Source organism: Stenotrophomonas sp. 364 (assembly GCF_009832905.1).
GTDB classification, from domain to species: Bacteria; Pseudomonadota; Gammaproteobacteria; order Xanthomonadales; family Xanthomonadaceae; genus Stenotrophomonas; species Stenotrophomonas maltophilia_AP.
Genome location: NZ_CP047135.1, coordinates 338,624 through 358,897, shown reverse-complemented (window position 1 = coordinate 358,897; position 20,274 = coordinate 338,624). Strand labels below are relative to the sequence as shown.

At 67.6% G+C, this 20,274-nt stretch carries 19 protein-coding genes; 1 reads left to right on the top strand and 18 read right to left on the bottom strand.

Annotated elements, in window-relative coordinates; all coding sequences use genetic code 11:
* Window position 1: 1 nt before the first annotated feature.
* The 13 genes from sctS to GQ674_RS01535 all read right to left on the bottom strand — a co-directional run bounded on the left by sctS (window position 2) and on the right by GQ674_RS01535 (window position 12,992).
* Window positions 2-259, bottom strand: coding sequence for a type III secretion system export apparatus subunit SctS (gene sctS, locus GQ674_RS01595; RefSeq protein WP_159495733.1), 258 nt, complete (start codon window positions 257-259; stop codon window positions 2-4).
* A complete protein-coding gene (locus GQ674_RS01590; RefSeq protein ID WP_159495732.1) occupies window positions 256-936 on the bottom strand; it encodes an EscR/YscR/HrcR family type III secretion system export apparatus protein in 681 nt (226 codons plus the stop codon). Before GQ674_RS01590 ends, sctS begins: the two co-directional genes overlap by 4 nt.
* A complete protein-coding gene (sctQ, locus tag GQ674_RS01585) occupies window positions 933-1,859 on the bottom strand; it encodes a type III secretion system cytoplasmic ring protein SctQ (protein ID WP_159495731.1) in 927 nt (308 codons plus the stop codon). Before sctQ ends, GQ674_RS01590 begins: the two co-directional genes overlap by 4 nt.
* A complete protein-coding gene (locus tag GQ674_RS01580; protein ID WP_159495730.1) occupies window positions 1,856-3,334 on the bottom strand; it encodes a hypothetical protein in 1,479 nt (492 codons plus the stop codon). Before GQ674_RS01580 ends, sctQ begins: the two co-directional genes overlap by 4 nt.
* Window positions 3,310-3,777 carry a hypothetical protein gene (locus GQ674_RS01575; RefSeq protein WP_159495729.1) on the bottom strand — a complete coding sequence of 156 codons (468 nt, stop codon included), beginning with the start codon at window positions 3,775-3,777 and terminating at the stop codon, window positions 3,310-3,312. The genes GQ674_RS01580 and GQ674_RS01575 overlap by 25 nt, the downstream gene beginning before the upstream one ends.
* Window positions 3,761-5,053, bottom strand: a complete 1,293-nt coding sequence (locus tag GQ674_RS01570) for a FliI/YscN family ATPase (RefSeq protein ID WP_159495728.1) — start codon at window positions 5,051-5,053, stop codon at window positions 3,761-3,763. Before GQ674_RS01570 ends, GQ674_RS01575 begins: the two co-directional genes overlap by 17 nt.
* Window positions 5,050-5,433 carry a hypothetical protein gene (locus tag GQ674_RS01565; RefSeq protein WP_159495727.1) on the bottom strand — a complete coding sequence of 128 codons (384 nt, stop codon included), beginning with the start codon at window positions 5,431-5,433 and terminating at the stop codon, window positions 5,050-5,052. The genes GQ674_RS01570 and GQ674_RS01565 overlap by 4 nt, the downstream gene beginning before the upstream one ends.
* Complete coding sequence (locus GQ674_RS01560) at window positions 5,430-7,487, bottom strand: EscV/YscV/HrcV family type III secretion system export apparatus protein (protein WP_159495726.1); 2,058 nt, start codon at window positions 7,485-7,487, stop codon at window positions 5,430-5,432. Before GQ674_RS01560 ends, GQ674_RS01565 begins: the two co-directional genes overlap by 4 nt.
* Window positions 7,487-8,605 (bottom strand): type III secretion system gatekeeper subunit SctW, encoded by a 1,119-nt coding sequence (gene sctW, locus GQ674_RS01555; RefSeq protein WP_159495725.1) that lies wholly within the window; start codon window positions 8,603-8,605, stop codon window positions 7,487-7,489. The genes GQ674_RS01560 and sctW overlap by 1 nt, the downstream gene beginning before the upstream one ends.
* Entirely contained in the window at window positions 8,592-10,280 is a 1,689-nt protein-coding gene (gene sctC, locus GQ674_RS01550; protein ID WP_159495724.1) for a type III secretion system outer membrane ring subunit SctC, read from the bottom strand. Before sctC ends, sctW begins: the two co-directional genes overlap by 14 nt.
* Window positions 10,277-11,026 (bottom strand): helix-turn-helix domain-containing protein, encoded by a 750-nt coding sequence (locus GQ674_RS01545; RefSeq protein WP_159495723.1) that lies wholly within the window; start codon window positions 11,024-11,026, stop codon window positions 10,277-10,279. Before GQ674_RS01545 ends, sctC begins: the two co-directional genes overlap by 4 nt.
* Before the next feature lie 77 nt (window positions 11,027-11,103).
* Window positions 11,104-11,415, bottom strand: coding sequence for a hypothetical protein (locus tag GQ674_RS01540; protein WP_159495722.1), 312 nt, complete (start codon window positions 11,413-11,415; stop codon window positions 11,104-11,106).
* A gap of 200 nt (window positions 11,416-11,615) precedes the next feature.
* Window positions 11,616-12,992, bottom strand: coding sequence for a hypothetical protein (locus tag GQ674_RS01535; protein WP_159495721.1), 1,377 nt, complete (start codon window positions 12,990-12,992; stop codon window positions 11,616-11,618).
* 237 nt (window positions 12,993-13,229) lie between these two features.
* On the opposite strand from GQ674_RS01535, the gene GQ674_RS01530 reads away from it, so the two are divergent.
* Window positions 13,230-16,223: an ATP-binding protein gene (locus GQ674_RS01530; RefSeq protein ID WP_159495720.1), complete on the top strand. Its 2,994-nt coding sequence runs from the start codon at window positions 13,230-13,232 to the stop codon at window positions 16,221-16,223.
* A 10-nt stretch (window positions 16,224-16,233) separates the two neighbouring features.
* Here GQ674_RS01530 and thiL read toward each other — a convergent pair whose 3' ends face one another.
* From thiL to GQ674_RS01505, 5 genes are all read right to left on the bottom strand, one after another.
* Window positions 16,234-17,199: a thiamine-phosphate kinase gene (gene thiL, locus GQ674_RS01525; RefSeq protein WP_159495719.1), complete on the bottom strand. Its 966-nt coding sequence runs from the start codon at window positions 17,197-17,199 to the stop codon at window positions 16,234-16,236.
* A gap of 201 nt (window positions 17,200-17,400) precedes the next feature.
* The gene (gene nusB, locus GQ674_RS01520; RefSeq protein ID WP_038690521.1) at window positions 17,401-17,880 is read right to left on the bottom strand and encodes a transcription antitermination factor NusB; all 480 of its coding nucleotides are present in this window, start codon (window positions 17,878-17,880) and stop codon (window positions 17,401-17,403) included.
* Entirely contained in the window at window positions 17,877-18,344 is a 468-nt protein-coding gene (gene ribH / locus GQ674_RS01515) for a 6,7-dimethyl-8-ribityllumazine synthase (RefSeq protein ID WP_038690522.1), read from the bottom strand. The genes nusB and ribH overlap by 4 nt, the downstream gene beginning before the upstream one ends.
* 197 nt (window positions 18,345-18,541) lie before the next feature.
* Window positions 18,542-19,639, bottom strand: coding sequence for a 3,4-dihydroxy-2-butanone-4-phosphate synthase (gene ribB / locus GQ674_RS01510; protein ID WP_159495718.1), 1,098 nt, complete (start codon window positions 19,637-19,639; stop codon window positions 18,542-18,544).
* The gene (locus GQ674_RS01505; protein WP_159495717.1) at window positions 19,636-20,262 is read right to left on the bottom strand and encodes a riboflavin synthase; all 627 of its coding nucleotides are present in this window, start codon (window positions 20,260-20,262) and stop codon (window positions 19,636-19,638) included. Before GQ674_RS01505 ends, ribB begins: the two co-directional genes overlap by 4 nt.
* Window positions 20,263-20,274 lie beyond the last annotated feature (12 nt).

Here is a 20,274-nt window from a genome sequence, read left to right as displayed (position 1 = left end):
GTCAGACCGCCAGCGCGCTGGCCAGCACCAGTTGCGCGAAGTTCAACAACGTCTGCGCGTACCAGCCCATCAGTGCGAGCACGGTCAGCACCACCGCCAGCATCTTCACACCGAACGGCAGGGTCTGCTCCTGCAGCTGGGTGACCGTCTGGAACAGACCTACCAGCAGGCCGACCAGGGTGGCCACGAGCACAGGCGCTGCCGACAGCATCAGGACCAGCCAGAGCGTCTTGTTGCCGATGTTGATGATCTCGTTCATAGCGGTACGGGCACATCCAGGTACTGCATCACCAGGCCCTGCGACAGCAGCGCCCAGCCATCCATCACCACGAACAGGATCAGCTTGATGGGCGCGGAGATGGTCACCGGGCTCATCATCATCATGCCCAGTGCGAGCAGGATGGCCGACACGATCAGGTCCACCACCACGAATGGCAGGTACAGGTAGAAGCCCATCAGGAAGGCGTCCTTGAGCTCGCTCAGGGCGTAGGCGGGCAGCAGCGCGAACAGCGACCGGTCTTCGGCCAGCGCCCCCGGCGGCGGCACGTCGGCGCCGTCGATGACCTGTGCGCGTTCAAAGAAGCGCAGCAGCTCGGGATCGGCGTGCCGGGCCAGGTACACCTTGTAGTCGCCCAGGCTGGCGTCCAGGAAAGCCACCACCGACTGCACGGTGGTCAACGGTTCGGGCAGTTCGAGGTAGGCGCTGTAGATACCGTTGATGATCGGGTGCATGACGTAGAACGCCAGGATCAACGCCAGGGCGTTGATGACCATGTTGGACGGCACCTGCTGCAGGCCCAGCGCGTTGCGGATGAGGGTGAACACCACGGTGAACTTGATGTAGCAGGTGCCCACCGCGATCAGGAACGGCAGTACCGAGGCCAGCGCGAGGACGACGATCAGCGAGACGTCGTTGTTGACGGTGACCACGTTCATTTCAGTTGCGGCGTCTGCGCCAGCTGCACACCGAGGGTAGTCCCCACCTGCACCAGTTCGCCGCGGGCCACGCAGTGGCCGTTGTGTTCGATGCGCACCTGGCAGTGGGCCTGGTCGGGCAACGGCAGGGTGGTGCCTTCGCACAGATCGGCCAGTTCGGCCAGGCTCATCTGCACCGTGGCCAGTACCACTTCCAGGGTCAACGGCAGGCTGGACAGGTCCAGGCGGGGATACGGGAGCGACTCGGCCGTCTCATGGGCGTGATGCGGCTGGTCGGCCTCGGTGGGATGCAGGGTGGTCACAAGCAGGGTGTCCGATTGGAGGAGGAAGTCGAACAGGCAGCGGTCGGCCCGCCATGCCTGGGGATGGGCGTGGGGCAGCAGCAGAATGTCGCCCTGGCGCAGGCGTCGCAGCCGTCGCGGGCTGCTCTGGATGCGGCCGATGCGCAGCGCGATGGGCAGGCGTTCGAAGCCGGTCACTTCGATGGCCGCACCGTGCTCGTGCCACTGCCCATCGATCTGCTCGATCCAGGCCGGACCCAGCCAGCTCTGCACCTGCGGGTGGGCCGGCGCATCGTCAGGGGCCGTGACCAGCCCAAGAAAACGAGCGTCGTGGTACTCCAGCGCGGGGATGTCCCACGGCACCGGCGTCGGCATCTCGCACAGGCCGGACAGCTGCGCATGGTCCATCTGCGACCAGTCCAGCCCCTGCAACCCCGGCAGGTGATGGGCCGCCCAGTCGTGCGCCTGCACCCGGCAGGCGAGCGACCCACTGGCGCCCTGCAGCTGGAAGCGCAGGCATGGCAGGCCCGGCAAGGGCTGCAGGCGCGCGTCCACGCGCTGGCGGCGCAGCCACTGGTACTGCCGCTGCACCCGCAGCCGCTCGGGGCAGAGCCGCCGCAAGAGGGGGAACGGGTTGCTCATGCCTCTTCCTCATGCGGCAGAAGGTGCTGCCGCCGCGGCGACGGAGTGTCATCGTCCATGCTCCGGGTAGCCTCCACCTGCAGGCCCTCGTGACCCGGCACGCCGCTCTGCTCGACGGCGACCACCACGGCGCGATGACTGCGTTCGCTGCTGCTGTGCAGGCGCAGGCCCACTGTGCCGCCGCCCCATTGCGCGGTCACCTGGTGACCGGGACCGTAACTGGTGAACGGCACGGTGATGCGCGTGCTGGTATCCACCGCGGCGGCCGGCAAGGCGCGCTCGGTGGTCCGTGCGGTCGTCTGTTCGTTGTGCTGCTGCGCCGTCGCTGCCGGGGCCGTTGTACGCGTGGACGCCGCTGCCCGATGGGATGCCGTATACGGCTGCACGTCAGCGGGCTCGAAGCGACGCGGCGCAGGCGGTCGGCCGGCGGCCGCTGCGGGTCCGCCCGGATGCGCGGGCCCAGGGGGAAGCGTTGCGGCCTGCGCTGCGGGCTTTGCCGTGGCGGGTGCCGCTGGCACAGGCGTTGGTGTGTCGAGTGCCGCTGGCACAGCCGTCGTTGTGACAGGTGCCACTGGCACAGCGGTTGTTGTGACAGGTGCCGCTGGCACCGAAGCGGGCATTGGCTCGGCGCGGGCAATCGCACACGCAACCTGGCCGTGCAATGCGCTCATCGGTGCCACGTGCGCCACCTCGGCCCCATGCACGTGCGGCGTCGGAATGCTCGACACGGTGGCAACGACGCGGTGGCTGCCGCGCAGGCCGGCATCGGCACCGCCGCGGTGCGCCATCGGCTCGGCCACTACCGATGGCAACCACGACACGGTCGACCTTGACGGCCTGCGCATGGCCGCCTGCAGCACGGGCGAACGCTCGGTGACCGTGTCATGGACAGCGTTGGGTACCGGATGCGGCCGATCGGGAGATGCCGTGGCAGCGTTCACCAGCCCGACCCGCCCGAGCGGTGCCGACTGCCTCGGCGGTGTCGGGGTCGGAAGAACCGAAAGTGCACAGAACAGCGCTTGGCCCATTGCCTCGTGCTCGTTCTCATCGCCTGACGCGGCGTTGACGGGGCGCTCGTCTGGCGGGCCGACGTGCGCTGCCATCGGGGTGTCGGCGAGGTGCGGCGGCGCGGCGAGCGGGGGACGACCGTCGTCGGCACAGGGGCGTGCCGCATCGGTGGGGCGTTGCCCATCTGCAATTGCCTCATGCTCGTTCTCATCGCCTGACGCGGCGTTGACGGGGCGCTCGTCTGGCAGGCCGGCGTGCGCTGCCACCGGGGTGTCGGCGAGGTGCGGCGGCGCTGCGAGCGGGGGACGACCGTCGTCTGCGCAGGGGCGTGCCGCGTCGGTGGGGCGGCGCCCATCTGCAAGCGTCTGCGCCGCCAGGCGGTCGCGCAGCGACGTACTGGTCTTTGCGCCAGTGAACAGCGCGGGCACCGGGGCCGGCGCGGTCACTGCGGATGTCGGGGTCGACATGACACATCCTCAAGTTGGTGCTGGTACTGGCGTTGCTGGCGTTGCCGGGCCTGGGCCTGACGCTCGCGCTGCTGCCAGTGTTCGAGTTTCGATTGCTTGCGCTGGTGGTCCCGCGCCTGACGCGTCAGGTCCTGCGCCTGCTCGGTGTAGGCACTCGCCTCGCCCTCCAGCTCGCCGGCGGTCTGCTGCAGTTCCAAGGCATGGGCGCGGGCGACGGCCAGGGTGCGCAGGCGGTCGTACAGCGTGGTGCGTGTCAGGCCCTGCTCCGGTAGCGGGATGGCCCGCTCCACGGTCTCAAGCGCCTGCCGGCGCAGGGCATCGGCCTGGCGGCGGCGGTGCGCGCCCTGCCGCTCCTGCTCGATGGCGGCCGCGCGGGCCATGCGGACCTGCGCGACCTTCAGTTCGAGCAGGCGGGATGCGTTGCGGTCAGTGGACGAGCGCATGCAGTGCCTCCCGGGTGCGGGGCAACGTACTCACCTCCTGTGGCGCTTGCCGCAGGAACGCATCGAGCGCCGGTTCAATGGCCACGGCCCTGTCGTAGTGCGGGCTCACCCCCGGCTTGTATTCGCCCAGCTCGCGCATCAACTGCAGCTCATCCAGCGTGCCGAGCAACGCGCGCACCTGTGCCGCATTGGACTGCTGCGCCGGGTCGGCCAGCTGGGTAAACAGCCGGCTGCCACTGCGCAGCACGTCCAGCGCCGGAAAGTGGCCGCGACCGGCCAGCCGGCTGGACAGGTACAGGTGACCGTCGAGCAGCGATTTGACTTCCTCGCCCACCGGGTCGGCGTCCTGCTCGTCCTCCAGCAGCACGGTGTGGAAGGCGGTGATGCTGCCGTGTTCGCCCTGCCCTGCACGCTCCAGCAGGCGCGGCAAGGCCTCGAACACCGATGCCGGATACCCGCGCCGGGCCGGCAGCTCGCCTGCCCCCAACGCCAGTTCGCGCAGCGCCCGGGCGTAGCGGGTGATCGAATCGACGACCAGCAGCACGCGCCGGCCTTCATCGCGGAAATGCTCGGCCAGGGTGGCGGCCAACAGTGCCGCATTGCAACGAACTGCCGGCGCGGTGTCGGATGTGGCCTGCACGACGATGCATCGCCCGGCGCGCGGAGACGCGCGCAAGCGGTCCACCAGCGTGGCCACTTCGCGGCCGCGCTCACCTACCAGGGCAACGATGGCGATATCGACGTCGGTATTGTCCAGCAGCATCTCGGCCAGCGTGGTCTTGCCCGCGCCCGCGCCGGCGAAGATGCCGATCCGCTGGCCTTCACCACAGGTCAGCAGCGCATCGATGGCGCGGACGCCGGTGGCCAGCACGGTGTCGACCGGTCGCCGCCGACGGTAATCGGTACCGTGTCCGGCCAGTGACCGGGTGACGGTGGGGCCGGCAACAGCCGGCGCCAGGCGATCGACCTCACGGCCTGCGCCATCCAGGACCGCGCCCAGCAGCGCGGTGGAGGCCGCGATGGAGGGCGGTGCACCGCTGGCGGCAACCACGCAGTGCAGCGACAGACCCGCACTGTCCTGCAGCAGACCGATGGACGCCATGCCATGGTCAAGCGCGATCACCACGCCCTCGCCAATGCAGGTGTCGTCGGCCGCACTGGCCTGCAGGCTGCAGCGTTCGCCGATGGCCACCTCGGCCAACGGCACGCGCAGCACTGAACCGGCGATGGCCGTGGGATGCGCGGCGACGCGCCAGGGAGACCGCCGCGCGCTCACTTGATGCTCTGCACGCGCGCCAGGCACTGGTGGAAGTCCTGCAGCGCCGCGGCCAACTGCTCCGGATCGGCCACGCAGTCCGGGTGCAGCAAGCCACCGACGCGGCCGTTGTCGCACACGGTCAGGGCACCGGATTCCCAATGCTCCACCGGCCGCAGGATCTCTTCCAGCAGCGGCGCGGCCAGCGCATGGCGCACGTCCGGACTGGCCGGCTCCATCATGCCCCAGAGCCAGACGCGTTCATTGGGCTGTGGGTCCAGGAAGATCTCGCCCACGTCGTTGAACGCCATGGCGATGGTCGAGTGGTCATCGAACTGGAAGCGGGCAGCATCGGCGCCGAGGGTTTCCAGCGCGGCAATCAGGGTTTCTTTCAGGGTCACAGGGATTTCACCACATCAAGGTTGACGGTATCGGAGATCTCGGAGAACGACAGCACGACCAGCGTCGGCAGGCGGTTCTCGATGAAGCGCTTGACGAAGCGGCGCACGTCCGGGGCGACCAGCAGCACCACGTCCGGCCGGGTAGCCGCGAGCGCGTCGAAGGTCACGTGGATGCGGTCCAGCAACTGGTCGGCGGTGGCCGGCTCCAGGTTGAGGAACGCCGCGCCCTGGCTCTGGCGAATGCCGGCGCGAACGGTTTCCTCGGTGGCAGGCGCAAACAGCACCGCACCGATGCGGCCATCGCGCGCATGCTGGTTGGAGATGTAGCGCGCCAGCCCGCCACGCACGTGTTCCACCAGCAGGATCACGTCCTTCTCGCGCTGACCCCACTGGGCCAGCACTTCCAGGATGATGCGCATGTTGCGGATGGACACCCCCTCGCGCTGCAGGCGTTGCAGCACTTCAGCCACGCGCTGCACCGGGACATGGCGATGCACTTCTTTGAGAAGCTCCGGGAAGCGCTTTTCGGTGTCGTCCAGCAGCTGCTTGGTCTCCTGGATGCCGAAGACCTCGTTGATGTTCCGCATCAATGCCTCATGCACCAGCGCCTGCAGGACCTGCCGGTCGGACTCGCTGCGCAGGCCCATGGCCTGCAGTTGCCCCTGCATGTCACCGGGCAGCCAGCGTCGTGCGGGGCCGGTGGTGCCACCCAGGGCGATGCCTTTGTCCAGCACGGCCAGCTCATCGCTGTCGGCCAGTACGCGAACGTGATCCAGGACGATGTCATCGCGGGTGGCGACGATCTCGTTGATCATCACCACGACCTGGTGTGTGGCGTCGGCGCTCTCACGCATTACAAGGTGCGGCAGGCGCATGCCGGCGCGCAGATGCAGCTGATCGCGCAGCTGGCCCTCGATACCCTGCGCCACCCACGCCCGATGATGTGCCGGCGGCACCAGCAACAGCAGCGGCACGGTCTCGTTGACCGGCTTGCCGTCACTGTCCACCTGCTTGCCGGTCTCCGCCGAGGCAGTACCCTGCGGTGTGCTGCCATCGCTGGCTGCCACCGATTCACTGCGCGAGCGCCACAGCGACAGCCCGAGCAGGCCGGCGGCGATCAACGCAAACACCAGCAGCGGAAAGCCCGGCAACATGCCCAGCAGCAGCACCAGCACGCTGGAGATCACCAGCACCTTCTGACTGCTGAACAGTTCGCGAATGATGCCTTCGCCCAGGTTGCCGTCGTCGCCACTGACCCGGGTCACCACGAACCCTGCGCTGATGCAGATGAGCAGCGCGGGAATCTGTGCGACCAGGCCGTCGCCGATGGTCAGCAGGGTGAACACCTGCAACGCCTCGGAGAACGCCATGCCATGCTGCAGCATGCCCACGGCGATGCCGCCGAACAGGTTGACGAAGACGATGACGATGCCGGCAATCGCATCGCCTTTGACGAACTTCATCGCGCCGTCGTAAGAGCCATACAACTGGCTCTCCTTCTCGACCTCGCGGCGGCGCTTCTGCGCCTGATCGGCCGTGATGGATTCCGCGCGCAGGTCGGCATCGATGCCCATCTGCTTGCCGGGCATGCCATCGAGCGAGAAGCGGGCAACGACTTCGCCGATGCGCTCGGACCCCTTGGTGATGACGATGAACTGCACGACCGTGACGATGGCGAAGATGACAAACCCCACCACCAGGTTGTCGGCCACCACGAACTCGCCGAACGCCGACACGATGTGGCCGGCGTCCGCATCGACCAGGATCAGGCGGCTGGTACTGACCGACAGCGCCAGCCGCATGATGGTGGTGAACAGCAGCACCGAGGGAAACGTGGAGAAGTTGAGGATGCGTTCGACGTAGAACGAACTGAGGAAGATCACGATGGCGATCATCAGGTTCACGCCGATCAGCAGATCCACCAGCAAGGTAGGCAACGGCACGATCAGCATGCCGATGACCACGGCCATGAGCACCACCAGGGCCAGCTCCGGGCGCAGCAGGGTGCGGGCCACCTGGCCCAGTCCGGTGGAGGACGGCGACAGTGCGTTCATCACGCCTCCACCCGATGCATGTGGCCACGCTGCATGCGCTCGCGGGCAAGCGCCAGATCGAGCAGTGCCTCCACCTCATCCAGCGCCTGCAGCTGCAGGCCGATGTCGGCCCACAGCCCGTGGGGCAGCGCCTTCAGGAAGCGGCGCATGCCCTGCAGCAGGCGCGCCTTTTCTTCCACGGACATGGCGTAGGCAACGCCGGCCAGCAGGCCCTGGAACAGCTCGGCCAGGCCGCCGCCAACGCGCACCATGCGCAGCAGTGCACCCAGCAGCTGACGCTGGCCCACGCCCAGCCGGGCCATCAACTCGGCATGCCAGCAATGCTGGTGCAGCAGGTGGTCGGCCGAGCGCAGCGTGGTGAGCTGGCGTACGACCTGCAGCAGGCGACCGAACTCCAGCCGCGAGCAGCTGGGATCGAGCGCGTACATGTCCGCCGCCAGCGCCTGCTCGATGAAGTCCAGCACGCTGCCACGGCGCTCGAAACCGTAGAGGTCGATCCACAGTTCATAGGTATCGATCGGGTCGCCGCCGCCCAGGAAATCCTGGTAGGAGCGGCGCAACTGGCGGGCAGTGGCGCGCAGTCGTGGTGCCTGCAGCCGTGCCTTGAGCGCGACGTTGAGCCCGCCACGGGTACTGCGCGCGGCGTCATCGCCGGATAGTTCGGCGTGCAGTTCCGCCAGCGTCCGGCGCAGCTCTTCCATCTCGGCCTCGGCCAACAGCGTGCGCACGATGGCCAGCAGATCGCTGGGGTCGGGAAAGGCGGTGGCCAGCAGCGCGCGTAGCGTGGCCAGGTCCGGTGTACCGGCCTCGCGCAGCTGCTGGCGGATCTGGTCGAGCTTCTGCGGCCCCTGCTCGTCGAGCACGTGATCCAGCCACGCCTGGCCGCGGATATCGTCGACGCCGGCGTCGGTCGAACGTGTGCGGCGCATGCTGGAGACCAGGCCAGCCAGGTCGTCGTGCATGTCCAGCATCTGCATCAGGCCGCTTTTGCGCAGCGCAGGGCCGCGCGAACGGTCGGCCTCGCGCTCCTCGGCGGCTGGATCAGCGCCCTTGGGCGGCGCCGCAGGACGCGGTACGACCGGCAGCGGGCGGGCGATGTGGGTGTTAATGACGGCCATCGGCATCCCCGGTCATGCGCTCGCGCAGCTGCTGGTACTGATCGCCCAGCGTGCTGCCCTGGGCGGGGGCGTAGATATCCACGTCGGTGCTGGTGCCGGTCAGCACGCGGGGCTGGATGAGGAAGACGCGTACCTGTTCCTGCTCGCGGGTATCGCGGTTGCGGAACGCCCCGCCGATGAAGGGAATGCGCCCCAACCCCGGCACGGCCTGCCGTGTCCGGCTGGATTCCTGGCGCGTGTAGCCCCCCACCAGCAGGCTCAGCGCATGCGGCACCCGCGCGACCGTATCGATGGAGGTACGGGTGATGATCGGCAGGCCCTCGACGTTGCTGCCACTGTCGGTGCCGTCCTCGATCTTCAGTTGCATTTCCACTTCACCGGCCTCGGACACGCGCGGCAGCACGCTGACCAGCGTGCCGTAGGTGACCGCTTCCAGCGATGCGGCGCGCTCGGCTTCCAGCCGTGCGTAGAAGGTGCTGTTGCTGTCGAAGTGGGCCAGCACGTTTTCCTGGGTGAGCAGCACCGGACGCGAGACGATACTGGCGCTGCCCCGTTCGGAGAGCGCCATGATCGAGGCCAGGAAGCGCTGGCCATCCAGGGTGCTGCTGGCCCCATTGAGGTTGAAGCTGATGCCCAGGCGGCCGGCCACGCCCACGTCGCCCTTCCAGTTGACGCCCAGTGCATCAAGCTCCTTCTTCTGGATGTCGATGATCCACAGCGACAGTTCAACCTGGCGGCGCGGCAGGTCCAGTTCGGCTACCAGCCGCTTGACCTGCTGGATACCGGACAGGGTGCCGCGTACCAGCAGGCTGTTGGTTTCCGGATAGGCGATAACGATGGTCTGTGGCGCCGCCGAGCCGCTCGGGCGATCCGGCGGCTGTGCGGCTGGCGAACGCGTCGGCAACGCGGTGGGCGCCGACACGCCGGCATCACCGTGCACGGACACTGGCTCGGGCTGGCGCACCACGATGGATGCGCCCGCATCGCCCAGCATGGTTGCCAGGATGCGGGCCATGCCGGGCAGCGTGGTCTGCCAGTCGCGCATGCCATAGCGGCGTCCTTCCACGAAGCTGTTGTGCAGCGGGATCACCTCCACGTGCTCGGCTTTGGCATCCGCGTCGCGATACAGCTCGTCGAGGTAGCGCGCCGCGTTGAGCACGATCTCCACATAGACCGGCGGCCCGGTGAGATAGAAGGTGCCTTCGGCACCGTTGCCGCGCACCGGATAGCGGCGGTCGGCCAGCCGGGTGCGTCGCAGGAAGTCGTTCAGGACCGCAATCGAGGCGTACTGCAGATGACCGACCGCGTTGCGGGTTTCGCTGGCGTCGTAGACATACAGCGTCTGTGCGTCGCTGTACCAGATCAGGCCCAGATCGCGGGTGAGCTGGTTGAGCACCGCACGCGGATCGCCCAGGCCAAAGGTGCCCTCCACCCGCTTCTTCTGCGCCTTGCTGCTGACCACGACCGGCAGGTCCATCTGCGCGGCCAGCGCATTGAGCAGTGCCGACACGCCGTCGCCACGGGCAACGAAACGGCTGCCATCGGCAGGCGCGCCGCGCCGGGTGATGGCGGTGCCCTCAAGTGGGGTGTCATCGCTCTGCTGGGCAACAGCGCTCCAGGGCAGCGCAACGGACGCCAGCACCAGGGCCAGCAGGATCAAAGGAATACGTTTCACGAGCGTCGGGAGCGTCCAAAAATATCGCGCGGCGACCTGCCCAGCAGCGATTTGATTTCGCAGCAAAAGTGCGAAGGCGAGGAGAAGCCGGTTTCAGTGGCCACCTGGGTGAAGCTGATACCGGTATCGGCATGCAACTGCAGCGCCCGCGTGGCCCGGATCAGGCGCAACTGTTCCTTCAGCGGCCGACCGAACGCCCGCAGGCAGAGACGACGGAACTGCGCGCAGGACAAGCCGTAGCGCGCGGCAAGCGCCTGTACGGAGAGCTCGGCATGGGACAGCACGAAGCGCACGACCTGATAGCTCTCGCTGCGTGCCCAGAGCAAGGTGCACCGGTTGAAGTCGGCGTGGTCGGCGATGAGCGCCTGGACGAGCCAGCTGCGGCAGCTCTGTTCATCCCACGACACCTGCGGCACCACCAACAGGGCCGGCCGGCGAAGGTCTTCCGGCTGCGGGCGCTGGATGCCCAGTGCGTGGTCGTGGAAGGCCAGCATCCGTGGCAATACGTCGGGGACAGGCCTGCGTTCGAGCGCCGCGCTGCGTGCATCCAGCGCTGTGTTTGCGGTCAGTGCCAGCAGTGCGGTGCCGGGACGCAGGTCGATGGCAGGCAGTGGCAGCACCCAGCGCCGCGCGGCCAGCAGCACCGGCGCCCGCCCATCCGTCCACAGCAGCGCACCGTGGTCACGCGCGATGCGTTCGACCTGTTCGGGCGGTGCCGAGAGAGGGGACAGGGGCTCCAGTTTCATGCGACATAGCGTGATCGCGTGAAGCCGCCGTGACTATGAAACTAGTTGCAATTTTTTCGGCGCGGCACGACGAACTGTCAGTCGCCAGGGCCAGGATCCTGCGCACGTTTACGCGGTAGGCGGGCCGTGCGCCCCTGCCGCGGCAACGTGGTGACGGCCACGCCGACGGCAAGCAGCGACGCGCTGATCACATCGGCGAGTACGGGTCCGGGATGAGGCATGGGCACGACGCGCGCCCGCCTGCGAGGCGCGCCGGGTTGCAACCCGCTCTTGGCGTTGCTCAGCTGCTCGATGCCGGCGGCGACCCCGGTGGTCTCGGTAACACCGGCGGCGCGATCCTCGGCCCGCGGTCGCGACGGTAACGGGAACCCGGCATCGATACGGGACATCCAAGCCTCTCCTCATCTTCCATGGGCCCTCGCCTGCCGGTCACCGGCGATGCACGACCACGACGGTGAGACAAGCACATGAGGGAGTGCGACCACCGTATCACCTGCGGCCGCAAGAGCAAGGTGGCTGCACGCGCATGAGCGGAATCTGCAAAAGCACGTACATCGACGATGGGCGCCCTGCGGCGGTACTTTCCGGACTATGCGCCAATTAGATGGAAATGGTGCACATCACGTCCGAATGCCCGGCTTTTGAACGTGAAAAAACTCTCGCCGAGCTTTTTCAGCTTCGCGCCTGGAACCAGGAGATACTCCAGCTCCGTGAGCCCCTTGACGTCTCTCGCGCCCGGCCATTCCGCGGTGATCAGCACCGGCACACCCTCGTCGCTGTTTTTATAGAACGTACGCGCCTCGCTTTCCGACGTGGAAAACGACATGAACTGGGGTGCTGGCCAGCTCTGCCCCGTCGACAGGCGCTCCCTCAGCGCCTGGACATCGCTCAGCTCCATGCGCGTTCCCCGGTACAGCGTCTGCACCTTGCATTTCGGCCTCTCCGTCACCGCGGCCTTCATTCCGGCCACGATCTTGCCGGAGTCATTGCCCAGCCGCTGGAGATACGCCACGGCCTTCGTGAAAGCGGGCCCTCTATCCTTCGCGTCCAGGACGACAGCACGGTCGCTGTTTGCCTTTCCCAGCGCGTTCCTGGCCTCGGCGATGACGCGCCTGCTCAATACGCCGGGCGCACCCACCCGCGTGTCGCTCAGGTGGCGGGCATGCCCATTGATGAACGCTGCACCGACGCTGGTTTGCCAGAACAGCAACAGGCCCTGACGCTCCTTCGCATCCGGCAGGTCGGCGCGGGGAGGCCTGAGCGCCTCGATGGCCGCCGGTGCCTCCGGACCCAACGCCATGTACGCCTCACGGACTTCTTTGGTGATCACCGAACGCTGGATCACGGTGTCTCTGCGATGCGTCTGCTTCGCGTCGTCGATCGCAGTTCCCGCGTCGCGCTTCATCGTCACGATGGCGTGCCTGCCTTCGGATGGCTCGAAAGGAATGGCGATGCCATGCCGTTCAAGAACTGACGCGGCTACCTTGTTCGCGTGCTGCGCATCGACGAGTTGCTGCGTCGCGCTCATCCACCTGTCCCGCGCCGTGGTACTGACCAGTGCTGTCTTCAGGTCTGACTGCTGCGCGCTCTTCATGCCAAACATTTCTTTGAGCGCTTCGCTTTGCGCTTGGCGGTCGCTGCGACCGATACCGAAGAAATTCTTGACACTGCTTGTACTCTTCAGCGGCTTGATGCGACCGTCCGGGGTCAGGCGCAGCTCGCCGGGTTTCAGGCTGCGGACCTGCTTCAGATAGGGGCCGAGATCCCTGACACGCTCTTTTGCTGGGCAGCGGTCGATTCTGTCAATGTAACTGTCGCAGGTGTTGCGGATCTGATGAAGCGACGTACTGAATGCCTGCTCGGCCGCGCCGGCACGCTGATCAAAGGCGTTGCGCTTTTCGATGGCGGCCTGATACCTCGCTATCTGAGGCGACACGGCGACACCAACGGTTCCAGGACCAGACATGACCACGTTCCAGCGTGAGAAGGGCCGCCCACTCTAGAAAATTCGTTCAAAGGAAACCATGCAATTAGTTGCAGACGGTAGCGCGCTACGCATGCAGCAGCAGCTGCTGCGCAACCCACGCAACCGCTGCGGGAGCCAAGGCAGACACCCGTCGGTGGCTGGCTGCGTGGGCGGGTGCTTGCACGTGTGCGCTGCGCCCTGCACTCTGTGGCCTGGCATCGATCAGCAGGCCGCCCCATGGCGCCATCCTCGCGCTCCGTGCTTGCAACTCTGCAACGACTGCAGCGCCGACTGCTGTTCGGTGGCGGCGCCATCCTGACCCTGCTGCTTCTGGCTGCAGGCAGCGCGGCGCTGTGGCTGCGGCTGGAAACCGTGCATCTCAACGAGCGCGAGGCCCTGCGGCGCGGCCAGCAGACGGTGGATCGCTACATCGGCGAGCGCAGGCGGGCCTACGTGGCCAGCTTGAACACGAACGCCACGTTGTGGGCGACCCAGCAGCCCGCGCTGGTGGCTGGCGGGATGTCCATCAGTGAGCGCTTTTCGGCACAGGAGGGCGCCGCAGGCGTCATGGCGCCTGGCGCGCTGTCGGTACCCTGGCTGGCGCTGGCCCCGCGCCGGGGTCGTCTTCCGCACCAGGCGGAGGCGGCGTACCTGGGCATGGTGCAGACCTATTCGGCGTACATGGCCGCAACCGTAGCGGCGCAGGATTCGCCCACCTCCTTGATCTCCTTCGCTTTCGAACCGGAAGGGCGCCTGTTCGCGATTGCCGGGCTGCATGATGAAGCGCAGCTGCTACAGCTCATGAAAGTGCAGACCCGTGAACAGGCGCTGGCCGCGCTGGCGCAGACCGCCGATGCGGGCTGGCGGGCGGCGGGGGCGGACTCCGAGCTTCAACTGGCCAGCGGCCGGCTGCGCGCCTACTTCGGCCGCAATCCTTTCACCGGCGAGGATGCACTGGTGACCCAGATGCGCCTGCGCAGCAACGGTACCCCCTTCATCAACCGGCTGACGTTTGAACCTCTTCAAGGCCTGCGCGAGCGGTTGGAGGAGGCCAGCCCGGGCACTTGGGTGGTGTTGGACCGCCAGCAGAACGATGTTCTGCGCAGCGCGGTGGACGCTGCGATTTCCGGACCTGCGCTGCGCGCCGTGCCATCGCCCCGGCCTACGATGCTGGCACTGCCTGACGGCCGTGCCTTCGTGGTGTCCACGCCATTGCATGGCATCGACTGGACGCTGCTGCGGCTCTACCGCTGGAGCGACATCTGGGCGGCGCAGCGGATCTATCTGCTCGGCGGTGGGCTGGCCCTGGCAGCGTTGCTGGCCGCGCTGTGGACGCTGTTGCTGCTGGTGGACCGGCGGGTACTGCGGCCGGCACTGGAGGAAGCCGCACGGGTCCATGAAAGCGAAGCACTGAGCCGCACACTGATCGAAACGTCGCCGGTGGGCCTGTGCCTGCTCGACCAGCAGAGCGGGCAGGTGATCCTGCACAACCAGGCACTGGAGCAGCTGATTGGCGACACCGCCGGCAACCTGATGGACGTGCTGGTCGGCCGCCTGGTGCAACGCGTTGACGGCCAGGTACACGGCCAGCTGTTCGCGGTACCCTCCTCGGACGAGCAGGGTCCCGCGCGCTACCTGCAGCCCATCGTGGCCGCCTCGCGCTATCAGCGGCGGGCGATCTGGGTCTGCGCGGTGACCGATGTGACCGCACAGAAGGAAACCCAGCAGCGGCTGCTGGATGCACGGCGGCATGCCGAACAGGCCCAGCACGATGCCGAGGCTGCGGACCAGGCCAAGACCGCCTTCGTGGCGATGATCAGCCATGAAATCCGCACCCCCTTGAGCGGCGTGCTCGGCCATCTTGAACTGCTTGCGCACCAGACCATGCCGGCGGCATTGCACACGCATGTCACGCGTGCGCGCAGCGCGGCCGATGTGCTGCAGGGGCTGGTGAACGACACCCTGGACCTCTCCCGCATCGAAGCGGGGCTGATGACGCTGGAGCAGGCGCCTTTCGATCCGCGTGCGCTGCTGCAGCAGACGGCGACACTGTTCGAACCACAGGCCAACGCGAAGGGGCTGCGCCTGGAGCTGCACACGGGCGAGGCGCTGGGACCGGCCTACGTGACCGACGCAGGCCGCTTGGCGCAGGTGATCAACAACCTGGTGGGCAACGCGGTGAAGTTCACGGCATCGGGAATGGTGGCGGTCAGCGTTGATGCCTCGGTGCGGCCTGATGGCAGGGAATGGCTGCACGTGGAGGTGCGCGATACGGGCCCGGGCATCGATGCCGAGGCGCAGGACAAGCTGTTCAAGCCGTTCGTGCAGGTCGGTGCCGGCTCGGCACGGCAGCACGGCGGCAGCGGCCTGGGGCTGGCCTTGTGCCAGCGCTTTGCCGAACTGCTGGGCGGGACCCTCGGCGTACGCAGCACGCCGGGGACCGGCAGCATTTTCCACCTGGACATTCCGGCACGCCGGACCACGACCGTGGCAGACGCGCCGCCACGGCCGGCGCCTGTCGAGCACATGCATGCCTCGCGCGGTCACGCATTGCTGGTGGATGACAGCGTGATCAGCCGTGACGTGACGCTGGGGCAGCTGCACGCACTCGGTTGGCAGGTCACCCTCGCGGCCGACGGCGATGAGGCGTGGCAGCGCTGGCGCGAGGGTCGGTTCGACATCGTATTGACCGATCTGAACATGCCGGGCCTGGACGGATACGGGCTTGCCCGGAAGCTGCGTGCGGACAACCCTTCCATTCCCATCGTGGCGCTCACCGCCAATGCAATGCCCGAGGACGGGCAGCGCGTACGCGAGGCGGGCATGTCCACGCTGCTGCTGAAGCCGCTCGACCTGCCGTCGCTGGAGGCCGCGTTGCATGGACTCGACCTCGATCGCTCGGCCCGGCCACCGTTACCTCCGGTGGTGAGCGAGGCGGTTCAGCGGCAGATGCGCGAGGCGTTCCTGGAGACCGCGCATCGTGATTACACGACACTGACCCAAGCGCTGGACAGCGGCGATGCACCGGCCATGATCGATCTGCTGCACAGCTTTGCCGGCGCGTTGGCATTCCTGGGAGAAACCCGGGCGGCGCGCAGCTGCCAACAGGCCGAGCAGGCCCTGCGCAGTACGGGTGAGACAGATGCGATGTCGAAGGCGACAGTCATTGAGGCTGTCGCGTTGATTGCGGCAAGCATCGAACGCCAGGTTGCCGCGCAGCAGCAGGCATGACTCCGCGCGCTCAGCCGGCGAAGTGCTCGTACCCGCTCGGGCCGTCGTGGCCTTCGGTGTGCACGCCCTGCCCTTCCATGATGCGGCCGATGCGGGTGATCGGCAGATCCAGCGATTCGGCAACGAAGTGCAGCGCATCGCGCTGGTCGGCGGCGGCGGTGAAGCACAGTTCGTAATCGTCGCCGCCGCGCAACGCGCACTCACGGGCAGCATCGCGGCCCAGCAGGTCGCGCAGCGCCGCCGACACCGGCAACGCGTCGGCATCGACTTCGGCGCGCACGCCGCTGCGTGCCGCGATGTGGCCAAGGTCGGCCAGCAACCCATCGGAGATATCCACGGCCGCATGCGCGAATGCACGCAGGCGCAGGCCGAGGGTGACGCGCGGGGTGGGACGCAGCAGGCGCAGGCGCAGGGTTTCGTAGTCGGCCAGCAGCGTGGCAGCGGTGACGTTCAACGCGCCCTGCTGCCACAGCCGCAGCGCACCGGCGGCATCGCCGAGGGTGCCGCTGACCCAGATGTCATCGCCAATCTGTGCGCGATCACGACGCAGCGCTTGGCCACGTGACACCTGCCCCATCGCGGTGACCGACAGCGACAGCGGGCCACGCGTAGTGTCGCCACCAATAAGGGCGATGTCGTGCTGGTCGGCCAGTGCGAAGAAACCATCGGCGAAGGCCTCGATCCAGTCTTCGCTGGCCTCGGGCAGTGACAGCGCCAGCGTGCACCACGCCGGGCGCGCGCCCATCGCGGCGAGGTCGGACAGGTTGACGGCCAGCGTCTTCCAGCCGATGTCGAACGCCGGGGTTTCGGCCGGGAAATGCACGCCGCTGTTGAGCGTGTCGGCGGTGACCACAAGCTGTTCGTTCGGGCGCGGCTGCAGCAGTGCAGCGTCATCGCCGATGCCGAGCACGATGTCATCGCGCTCGACGGTGCGGGCGCGGATACGGTCGATGAGGGTGAATTCGGCCAGGGACATGGGGTGCTCCCGCGGGTTGCATGGATGGGCGGCGGGCGCGGATGCCGACCAGGTGGAACCGGCTGAGGGGTAGAGTCGACTGTCAGTCGACTGCTCTCCCCTCCGGCACCACGACTGCTGATCGAAAAGCAGTCGACTGACAGTCGACTCTACCGAAGCAGGTTCCCGCGTCGTTCAATGAACGATGCGGGACGCAGCGGGTCAGTGACCCGATTCGACCTTACGCCATTCCACGGCGGCACGATCCAGCACGCCGTTGACGTAGGTGTGGCCATGCTCGGAGCCGAAGCGCTTGGCCGACTCGATGGCTTCGTTGATCACCACGCGGTACGGCACGTCCAGGCGGTAGCGCATTTCAAAGGCGGCCACGCGCAGCGCGGCGCGTTCGATGGCATCCACTTCGTCGATGCTGCGGTCCAGGTACGGGGTCAGCGCCTCGTCCAGGTCCTTGCGGTTGTCGAGCACGCCGTGGATCAGCGCTTCAAAATAGGCCAGGTCGGCGATTTCACGCGCCTGCTCGTGCGCGAACTGGGCAATCACGGTCTGCGCGTTGCCACCGGAAATCTGCCACGCATAGATCGCCTGCAAGGCCCGACGGCGCGCGCGCGAGCGCAGCACGGGGTCGATGCCATCACGGCGGACGGGTTTACCGGAGGGCTTGCCCGGGTTCGACTTGTTCACGGCAACTGCTCCAGAAGATTGACCATTTCCAACGCCGTCAGTGCGGCTTCCTCACCCTTGTTGCCATGGCTGCCACCGGCGCGGGCCTCGGCATCCTCGGCGCGTTCCACGGCGAGCACGCCATTGAGCACCGGCACGCCGAAATCCAGCTGCACGCGCATCAGGCCTTCGGCACAGCCATCGGCCACGTGCTCGTAGTGGCGGGTGTCGCCGCGGATCACACAGCCCAGGGCGATGATCGCGGCATGTTCATGCGCGGCGGCCAGGCGGGCGGCCACCAGCGGCAGTTCCCATGCGCCGGGCACGCGGATCACGTCGATGGCAGCTTCGTCGATGCCGTTGCCGGCCAGGCTCTGCCGCGCGCCAGCGACCAGGACGTCGGTGATGCGGGCATTCCAGCGGCTGGCAAGGATGGCAAAACGGGCCTTTTCCGGAGTACGGAGGTCGCCTTCGTAGTGGCTCATGTTCGGCGTGGGGTCCAAAAGGTTGACTAGTTTAACGCGGGCGGGCCGGTTACGCCGGACACGGGCCGGCGGCCATGGCCGCGTAGCGCCGGGCTCTGCCCGGCTGCGTTGCTGGCCGTGCGCCGAAAGCAGCCGGGCAGAGCCCGGCTCTACGGAATGGGGCCAGCCGGGCAGAGCCCGGCTCTACGGCCGAGCGGTCAGGGGGTGACCGTTTCCACTACTTCCAGGCCGTACCCGGCCAGGCCAATCTGGCGGCGGGGGGTGCCCAGCACGCGCAGCTTGCCCAGGCCGAGGTCGGACAGGATCTGCGCACCGGCGCCGTTGCGGCGCCACTGGCCCACATCCTTGTCCTTGCCCGGGGTCACCGGGGCCGGCTGCTGGCGCAGGCGGGCCAGCAGGCTGTTGGTGTCGCGCGGGGCCGACAACACCACCATCACGCCACGCTCGGCGGCGGCGATGGCCCGCAGGGCGTCGGTGGAGGCCACGCCGAAGTCGTCGCGGCGCCAGTGCAGCAGGTCGGCCAGCGGGTTTTCCACCTGCACACGGACCAGGGTGGGCTCGGTGTCCGGGGTGCCGCGGACCAGGGCGAAATGCAGGTCGTGGGCGATACGGTCGCGGTAGGTGACCAGCTTGAAGGGGCCGAACTCGGTGTCGATCTCACGCTCGTCCACGCGCTCGACCGTCTTCTCGGTGGCCAGGCGGTAGGCGATCAGGTCGGCGATCGAGCCCATCTTCAGGCCGTGCTCACGGGCGAACACCTCCAGCTCCGGGCGGCGCGCCATGCTGCCGTCGGGGTTGAGGATCTCCACCAGCACGCCGGCCGGCTCCAGCCCGGCCAGCATGGCCAGGTCCACGCCCGCTTCGGTATGCCCGGCGCGGGTGAGCACGCCGCCCGGCTGGGCGATCAGCGGGAAGATGTGGCCCGGCTGGTGCAGGTCGGCCGGCTTGGCATCCGGCTTCACCGCCGTGCGGATGGTGTGCGCGCGGTCGTAGGCCGAGATGCCGGTGGTGACGCCCTCGGCCGCCTCGATGCTGACCGTGAAGTTGGTCTGGAACTGCGCGGTGTTGGCCTGGACCATTGGTGCCAGGCCCAGGTCGGCGGCGCGCTCGCGGGTGAGCGGCAGGCACACCAGGCCACGGCCGTGGGTGACCATGAAGTTGATGTCCGACGGCTTGACCAGCTCGGCGGCCATGATCAGGTCGCCTTCGTTCTCGCGGTCTTCGTCATCGACGATGACCACCATGCGGCCAAGGCGGATGTCTTCCAGGATGTCCGGAATGGGGGCGAAGTTCATGCCGCATCTCCTTGTGGATGCGCACCGGTGGCCGGCACGCTGATCAACCGTTCCACATAGCGGGCCACCAGATCGATTTCCAGGTTGACCGCGCTGCCCACGCCGGTGGCGGCGAAGGCAGTATTGGCCACGGTATGCGGGATCAGCGCGACCTCGAAGCCCTGCTCGTCCACTTCGTTGACGGTCAGGCTGACGCCGTCGACGCAGATCGAACCCTTCTTTGCGATGTAGCGCAGCAGCGCAGCCGGTGCGGCGAAGCGCCAGCGCTGGGCGCGGGCGTCGTCATGGATGGACAGCACCTGGCCCAGGCCGTCGACATGGCCGCTGACCAGGTGGCCGCCGAGCCGGTCGGTCGGGCGCATGGCGCGTTCGAGGTTGATCACCGCGCCGTCGGCCAGCTGGCCCAGCGTGGTCAGGCCCAGGGTCTCGGTGGACGCGTCGGCCTGGAAGGACGTGGCGTCGTGGGCGATGACAGTCAGACAGACACCATTGATGGCGATGCTCTCGCCCATCTGCACGTTGTCGAACGGCAGGGTGCCTACGTGGAAGGTAAAGCGTACGTCGCCGCCGAGGGTGTCGCGTGCGGCCAGACGGCCGACGCCTTCGATGATTCCAGTAAACAAGGAACGTTCTCC